This window comes from Cellulomonas bogoriensis 69B4 = DSM 16987, from assembly GCF_000767165.1.
GTDB lineage: Bacteria > Actinomycetota > Actinomycetes > Actinomycetales > Cellulomonadaceae > Actinotalea > Actinotalea bogoriensis.
In genome coordinates, this window is record NZ_AXCZ01000152.1 from 1 (window position 1) to 6702 (window position 6702).

The 6702-nt window shown below is 72.0% G+C and carries 4 protein-coding genes; 1 reads left to right on the top strand and 3 read right to left on the bottom strand.

What is annotated here, in order from left to right; genetic code table 11:
* The 3 genes from N869_RS11795 to N869_RS11805 all read right to left on the bottom strand — a co-directional run.
* On the bottom strand, window positions 1–639 hold a 639-nt coding region (locus N869_RS11795), incomplete at its 3' end, for an acetate/propionate family kinase (protein ID WP_035061971.1).
* A gap of 24 nt (window positions 640–663) precedes the next feature.
* Entirely contained in the window at window positions 664–2733 is a 2070-nt protein-coding gene (gene pta, locus N869_RS11800; protein WP_035061973.1) for a phosphate acetyltransferase, read from the bottom strand.
* Window positions 2734–2775: 42 nt separating this feature from the next.
* On the bottom strand, window positions 2776–5268 hold the full coding sequence (locus N869_RS11805; RefSeq protein ID WP_035061975.1) for a phosphoketolase family protein: 2493 nt from the start codon (window positions 5266–5268) through the stop codon (window positions 2776–2778).
* Between the two features lie 249 nt (window positions 5269–5517).
* Here N869_RS11805 and N869_RS11810 point away from each other — a divergent pair.
* On the top strand, window positions 5518–6702 hold a 1185-nt coding region (locus N869_RS11810), incomplete at its 3' end, for a ThiF family adenylyltransferase (RefSeq protein ID WP_084137047.1).

Consider the following 6702-nt stretch of genomic DNA (forward strand, 5'->3'; position numbering starts at 1 on the left):
GGCGCCGTTCCCCAGGTGGGCGACGATCAGGTTGACGTCGGCGGGGTCCTTGCCGAGGAGCTCGGCGGTGCGCCGGGCGACGTAGGCGTGGGAGGTGCCGTGGAAGCCGTACCGGCGGATCCCGTGGGCGCGGGCGACCTCCCGGTCGATCGCGTAGGTGCGCGCCGCGTCCGGGAGGGTGTGGTGGAACGCGGTGTCGAAGACCGCCACGTGCGGCAGGTCGGGGAACGCGTGCCGTGCGGCCCTGATGCCCGCGAGGTTCGGGGGGTTGTGCAGGGGAGCCAGGGGGGAGAGGTCCGCGATGGCGGCCTCCACCTGGTCGTCGACCAGGACCGGCTCGGTGAACCGGTCGCCGCCCTGCACCACGCGGTGACCGACGGCGGTGAGCCCGCCGGCGGTCAGGGACGGCCCGACCTCCTCGAACAGGTCCAGCACTGCCCGGACCCCGGCCTCGTGGTCGGGTACCGGCTGGGTCCGCTCGGTGCGTCCGGCGGGGCCGTCGTGGCGGAGGGAGCCCTCGCCCCCTTCACCGATGCGCTCGACGAGGCCGCCGGCGAGCGCATCGCCCGTGCCGACGTCCACGAGCTGGTACTTGATCGAGGACGAGCCCGAGTTGACGACGAGGACGAGCTGGTTCACTGCGGTGGCTCCTTGGCGAGGGGGTCAGGCGTCGGACGACAGGGACTGTGCCTGGATGGCGGTGATGGCGACGGTGTTGACGATGTCCTGGACCAGCGCTCCCCGGGACAGGTCGTTCACGGGCTTGCGCAGGCCCTGCAGGACCGGGCCGATGGCGACGGCACCGGCTGAGCGCTGCACGGCCTTGTAGGTGTTGTTGCCCGTGTTGAGGTCCGGGAAGATGAACACCGTCGCGCGGCCCGCCACCGTGGACTCCGGCATCTTGGTCCGGGCGACCGAGGCGTCCACCGCGGCGTCGTACTGGATGGGCCCCTCGACCGACAGGTCCGGGCGGCGCTCGCGGACGATCGCGGTGGCGGCGCGCACCTTCTCCACGTCGGGCCCGGTACCGGACTCCCCGGTGGAGTACGAGAGCATCGCGACCCGGGGCTCGATGCCGAACTGGGCGGCGGTCTCCGCCGAGGAGATCGCGATGTCGGCGAGCTGCTCGGCGGTGGGGTCCGGGTTCACGGCCGCGTCGCCGTAGACCAGCACCCGGTCCTCCAGGGACATGAGGAACACGCTGGACACGATCGACACGTCGGACACGGTCTTGATGATCTCGAACGCGGGCTTGATGGTGTGCGCCGTGGTGTGCACCGCGCCCGAGACCATGCCGTCGGCCAGGCCCAGGTGCACCATCATCGTGCCGAAGTAGGACACCGAGCCCACGACCTCCCGCGCGCGGTCCACGGTCATGCCCTTGTGCTTGCGCAGCTCGGCGTACTCGTGGGCGAACCGCTCGTGCAGCTCACCGTCCTTGGGGTCGATCACGGCGGCCTCGGCGATGTCCAGGCCGAGTTCGGTGGCCCTGGCCCTGATCGTCGGCTCGCTGCCCAGGATCGTCAGCTGGGCCACCCCACGCTGCAGCAGCGTGCTCGCGGCCCGCAGGATGCGGTCGTCGTTGCCCTCCGGCAAGACGATGTGCTTGCGGTCGGACCGCGCGCGGTCCAACAGCTGGTACTCGAACATCAGCGGGGTGACCACCGCAGGCCTCGGGACGTCCATCGAGGCCAGCAGCGTCTGGCCGTCCACATGACGCTCGAAGAGGGCGAGGGCGGTGTCGACCTTGCGCTGGGAGTCGGCCGTCAGCCGCCCCCTGGTGGTGGCCGCGGCGCTCGCGGTGCGGAACGTCCCACGGTCTGTGCGGATGATGGGCAGGCGCTGACCCAGCCCGTTGACGAGGCGCGCGACGACGGGCGGGGGGTAGAAGCCGCCGTTGAGGATGATGCCGGCCAGGGACGGGAAGCCCTCGGCGGCGTGTGCGGTGAGCAGGCCGAGCAGGATGTCGGACCTGTCGCCGGGGGTGATGATGACCGCGCCGTCGGTCAGCTTGTCGAGCAGGTGCTCGATCGACATGGCGCCGACGAGCACGTCGAGGGCCTCGCGGGACAGCAGCTCCTCGTCGCCGGCGGCGAGCTGCCCGCCGACGGCCTCCATGAGCGCGCCGACGGTCGGTGCGCTCAGGAGCTGGTCCTCGGGGATCGCCCACGAGGGCAGGCCCTGGCCCAGGGCCCGGTGCACCTGGACCAGGCGCTCGGGGGTGCACCGGTTGGCCACCACGCCCACGACCTGGGCGTGGTGGGTGCGCAGCTCGCCCACGCACACGTCGACCACCTGGCGGACCTCGGCCGCCGTGCGCTCGGCGCCCCGGACCACGAGCAGGACCGGGGCGCCGAGGTTCACGGCGATGCGTGCGTTGTAGGCCAGCTCGGTGGGCCCGGCGACGTCGGTGTAGTCGGTTCCGACGATGACCACGACGTCGCACTGGCGCTCGACCTCGTGGTACCGGGACACGATCCGTGCGAGGGCGGCCTCGGGGTCGGCGTGGACCTCCTCGTAGGTGACCCCCACGCACTCGTCGTACCCGAGGTCGACCCCCTCGTGGGCGAGCAGCAGCTCCAGCACGTAGTCGGATCGGTCGGTGGACCGTGCCACCGGCCGGAAGATCCCGACCTTCTGGACGCTCCGGGTCAGCAGGTCCAGGACCCCCAGGGCGACGGTCGACTTCCCGGTGTCACCCTCGGCTGACGTGATGTAGATGCTGCGCGCCACTACCGTCCCACTCGTCTCGTCGTCGGGCCCGAGGTCGTCGGGCTACTCGTTGTCACCGCCGGTCTCGGCGGTTGCGCTCACGCGGTCCCGGGTGGGGCCGCCGGCCTCGGTACCAGTCTCCCCCACGTCGGGCCACACCCAGTCACGCACCTCCGGGATGTCCTCCCCGTGGGTGCGGGTGTACTGCCGGGCACGCAGGCGGGCGTCGACCATCTCCTGACGCAGCGCGGCTGCCCTGGAGCCCAGGCCCGGCACCTGGTCGATGACGTCGATGACCAGGTGGAAGCGGTCCAGGTCGTTGAGCATGACCATGTCGAAGGGCGTGGTGGTGGTGCCCTCCTCCTTGTACCCGCGCACGTGCAGGTTGGAGTGGCCGTTGCGGCGGTAGGTCAGGCGGTGGATGAGCCACGGGTAGCCGTGGTAGGCGAAGATGATCGGCTTGTCCGCGGTGAACAGGGTGTCGAAGTCACGGTCGGACAAGCCGTGCGGGTGCTCGCGCTCGTCCTGCAGGCGCATCAGGTCCACGACGTTGACGACCCGCACCTTCAGCTCCGGGAGGTGGCGACGCAGCAGGTCCGCCGCTGCCAGGACCTCCAGGGTGGGGACGTCACCGGCGCAGCCCAGCACCACGTCGGGCGACTGGCCACGCTCCTCGGTGCCCGCCCACTCCCAGATCCCCAGGCCGCGGGCGCAGTGGGCGATCGCGTCGTCCATGCCCAGGAACGTGGGCGCGGGCTGCTTGCCAGCGACGACCACGTTCACGTAGTCGCGGCTGCGCAGCACGTGGTCGTACGTCGAGAGCAGGGTGTTGGCGTCCGGCGGCAGGTACACCCGGACGATCTCGGCCTTCTTGTTGACGACGTGGTCGATGAACCCGGGGTCCTGGTGGGAGAACCCGTTGTGGTCCTGGCGCCACACGTGCGAGGTGAGCAGGTAGTTCAGGGACGCGATGGGGCGCCGCCACGGGATCTCGTGGGTGACCTTCAGCCACTTGGCGTGCTGGTTGAACATCGAGTCGATGATGTGGATGAACGCCTCGTAGCAGCTGAACAGCCCGTGGCGTCCGGTCAGCAGGTAGCCCTCGAGCCACCCCTGGCACTGGTGCTCCGAGAGCATCTCCAGGACCCGCCCGGCCCGGGCCAGGTTGTCGTCCTCGGGAAGCAGCTCTGCCGCCCACGCCTTGTCGGTGACGTCGAACACGGCCTGGAGCCGGTTGGACGCGGTCTCGTCCGGGCCGAACACCCGGAAGTTGTCGGGGTTGGCCTCGACGACCGCGGCGAGCCACTGGCCGAGCACCTTGGTGGCCTCGGCGACGGTCGAGCTGGGGGAGTCGACGTCCACGGCGAAGTCGCGGAAGTCCGGCAGCCGCAGGTCGCGCAGCAGCAGCCCGCCGTTGGCGTGCGGGGTCGCGCTCATGCGCAGGTCACCGGTCGGCGCCAGGGCGGCGACGTCCTCGACCAGGGCGCCGGTGGCGTCGAACAGCTCGCCGGGCCGGTAGGACTGCAGCCACTCCTCGAGCACCGTCAGGTGGGCGTCGGTGTCGCGGGCGCTCGCCAGGGGGACCTGGTGGGAACGCCAGGAGTCGACGACCTGCTTGCCGTCGATGACGGACGGGCAGGTCCACCCCTTGGGGGTCCTCAGGATGATCATGGGCCACTTGGGACGTTCGGTGAGGGTGCCCGCGCGCGCGGCCTGCTTGATCTCGGCGATGTGGTTCAGGGCCTGGTCCAGCACCTGGGCCATCTGCTGGTGCACGTCCGCGGTGTCGTCACCCTCGAACCCGCCGGACACGAGGTACGGGGTGTGGCCGTATCCACGCATCAGCTCGAGCAGCTCGTCCTCGGGGATGCGCGCCAGGACGGTCGGGTTGGCGATCTTGTACCCGTTCAGGTGCAGGATCGGCAGCACCACCCCGTCGCTCAGGGGGTCCACGAACTTGTTGGAGTGCCAGCTCGTGGCCAGGGGGCCGGTCTCGGCCTCGCCGTCGCCGATGACGGCCGCCACGAGCAGGTCGGGGTTGTCGAACGCGGCCCCGTAGGCGTGGGAGAGGGCGTAGCCCAGCTCCCCGCCCTCGTGGATGGAGCCGGGGGTCTCGGGGGCGACGTGGCTGGGGATCCCGCCGGGGAACGAGAACTGGCGGAACAGCTTCCGCATGCCCTCGGTGTCCTGGGTGACGTCGGTGTACACCTCGGAGTAGGTGCCCTCGAGGTAGGCGTTGGCCACCAGGCCGGGGCCACCGTGACCGGGGCCGGTGATGTAGAGGGTCGACTGGGACCGTTCGGCGATGACCCGGTTCAGGTGCGCGTAGAGGAAGTTCAGGCCCGGGGTGGTGCCCCAGTGGCCCAGCAGTCGCGGCTTGACGTGGTCGCGGTGCAGCGGCTCGGCCAGCAACGGGTTGTCGAGCATGTAGATCTGGCCGACGGAGAGGTAGTTCGCGGCCCGCCACCAGGCGTCGACACGGGCGACGGTCGCGTCGTCCAGGGGGGCCACGTCGCGGCTGGTCCAGCTCGCGTGGTGGTCGAGGGTCGAGGTCATCTAAGCCTCCAGAGAAGTTCCGGTCGGCGGGGACGACCCGCCGTCGGGCGTGCGGCTGTCACGTGCGCCGACCCTCCCGGCAGGGGCGAAGGCCGACCTGGGGGTCAGCGTTCCGCACACCTGCGTCGAGACGTAGGACGTTTGACCCCGGACCTGCGCGGGCGGGCGCCTGCGCTCCCGCCACCGCCATGGCACCACACCCGTGCGGCCTACGCACCAGGGGGCCAGTCCCTCTCGTACCATCACGGGGTGAGCGGCGCGCAGGGACCGGGGCACGGCGGGGCACGACTGGCGCCGGTGGTGGCGCCGGGACCGCAGCTGACACGTGAGCAGACCCGCAGGTACGCCCGGCACCTGACCCTGCCCGGCGTCGGGGTGGAGGGTCAGCGGCGACTGGCGGCCGGGCGCGTGCTGGTGGTGGGCGCCGGTGGTCTGGGCAGCCCCGCGCTGCAGTACCTTGCCGCGGCGGGGGTCGGGACGGTCGGGGTGGTGGACGACGACGTCGTGGAGGAGTCCAACCTGCAGCGGCAGGTGGTGCACCGCACGCAGGACGTCGGCGTGCCCAAGGTGGACTCCGCGGCGCGTGCCGTCGGTGAGCTGAACCCGCAGGTCCGGGTGCACCGGCACCGGCTGCGGCTGGACGCCGGCAACGCGCTGGAGGTGATGGCGGGTTACGACGTCGTCCTGGACGGCGCGGACAACTTCCCGACCCGCTACCTGATCGCCGACGCCGCGGAGGTCCTCGGGATCCCCGTGGTGTGGGCCGCCATCTACCGGTACACCGCCCAGGTCGCGGTGTTCTGGTCCGCGCCCCGCCCGGCGCCCGGCCACGGTCCGGTCGAGCCGGTGACCTACAGGGACGTGTTCCCCACCCCGCCACCGCCAGGGTCGGCGCCGGACTGCACCACCGGCGGGGTCCTGGGCGCGATGTGCGGCACGGTCGGGTCGGTCATGGCCACCGAGGCGGTCAAGCTCCTCACCGGGGCGGGGACCACGCTCCTGGGCCGGCTGGCGGTGTACGACGCGCTGGACCTGACGTGGCGCCGGCTGACCGTGCGCCGCGACCCGGCGCGCACCCCCGTGACCGTGCTCCCGCAGGGCCCCGACGCCTACGCCGTCCTGTGCGGTCTGCCGACCGGTGGCACCGACGAGGAGGCCGCCCCCGCCACGACCGGGGGCGCCGCGGACCTGCTGGCCGGCGGAGCCGACGTGCGTGCGGCCGATCTGGACGCCCTGCTCTCGGCACGGGACCAGGGGGCGGTGGAGTTCGAGCTGGTGGACGTCCGGGAGGAGTGGGAGGCCGACCTGACACCGCTCCCGGGTGCGCGCCTGGTGCCCAGCGGCCGGTTCCTCACGGCGGGGCATGACCTCCCCCTGCCCCAGGGCCGGCCGGTGCTGGTGGTCTGTGCCGCCGGCGGGCGGTCGGCGGCGGCG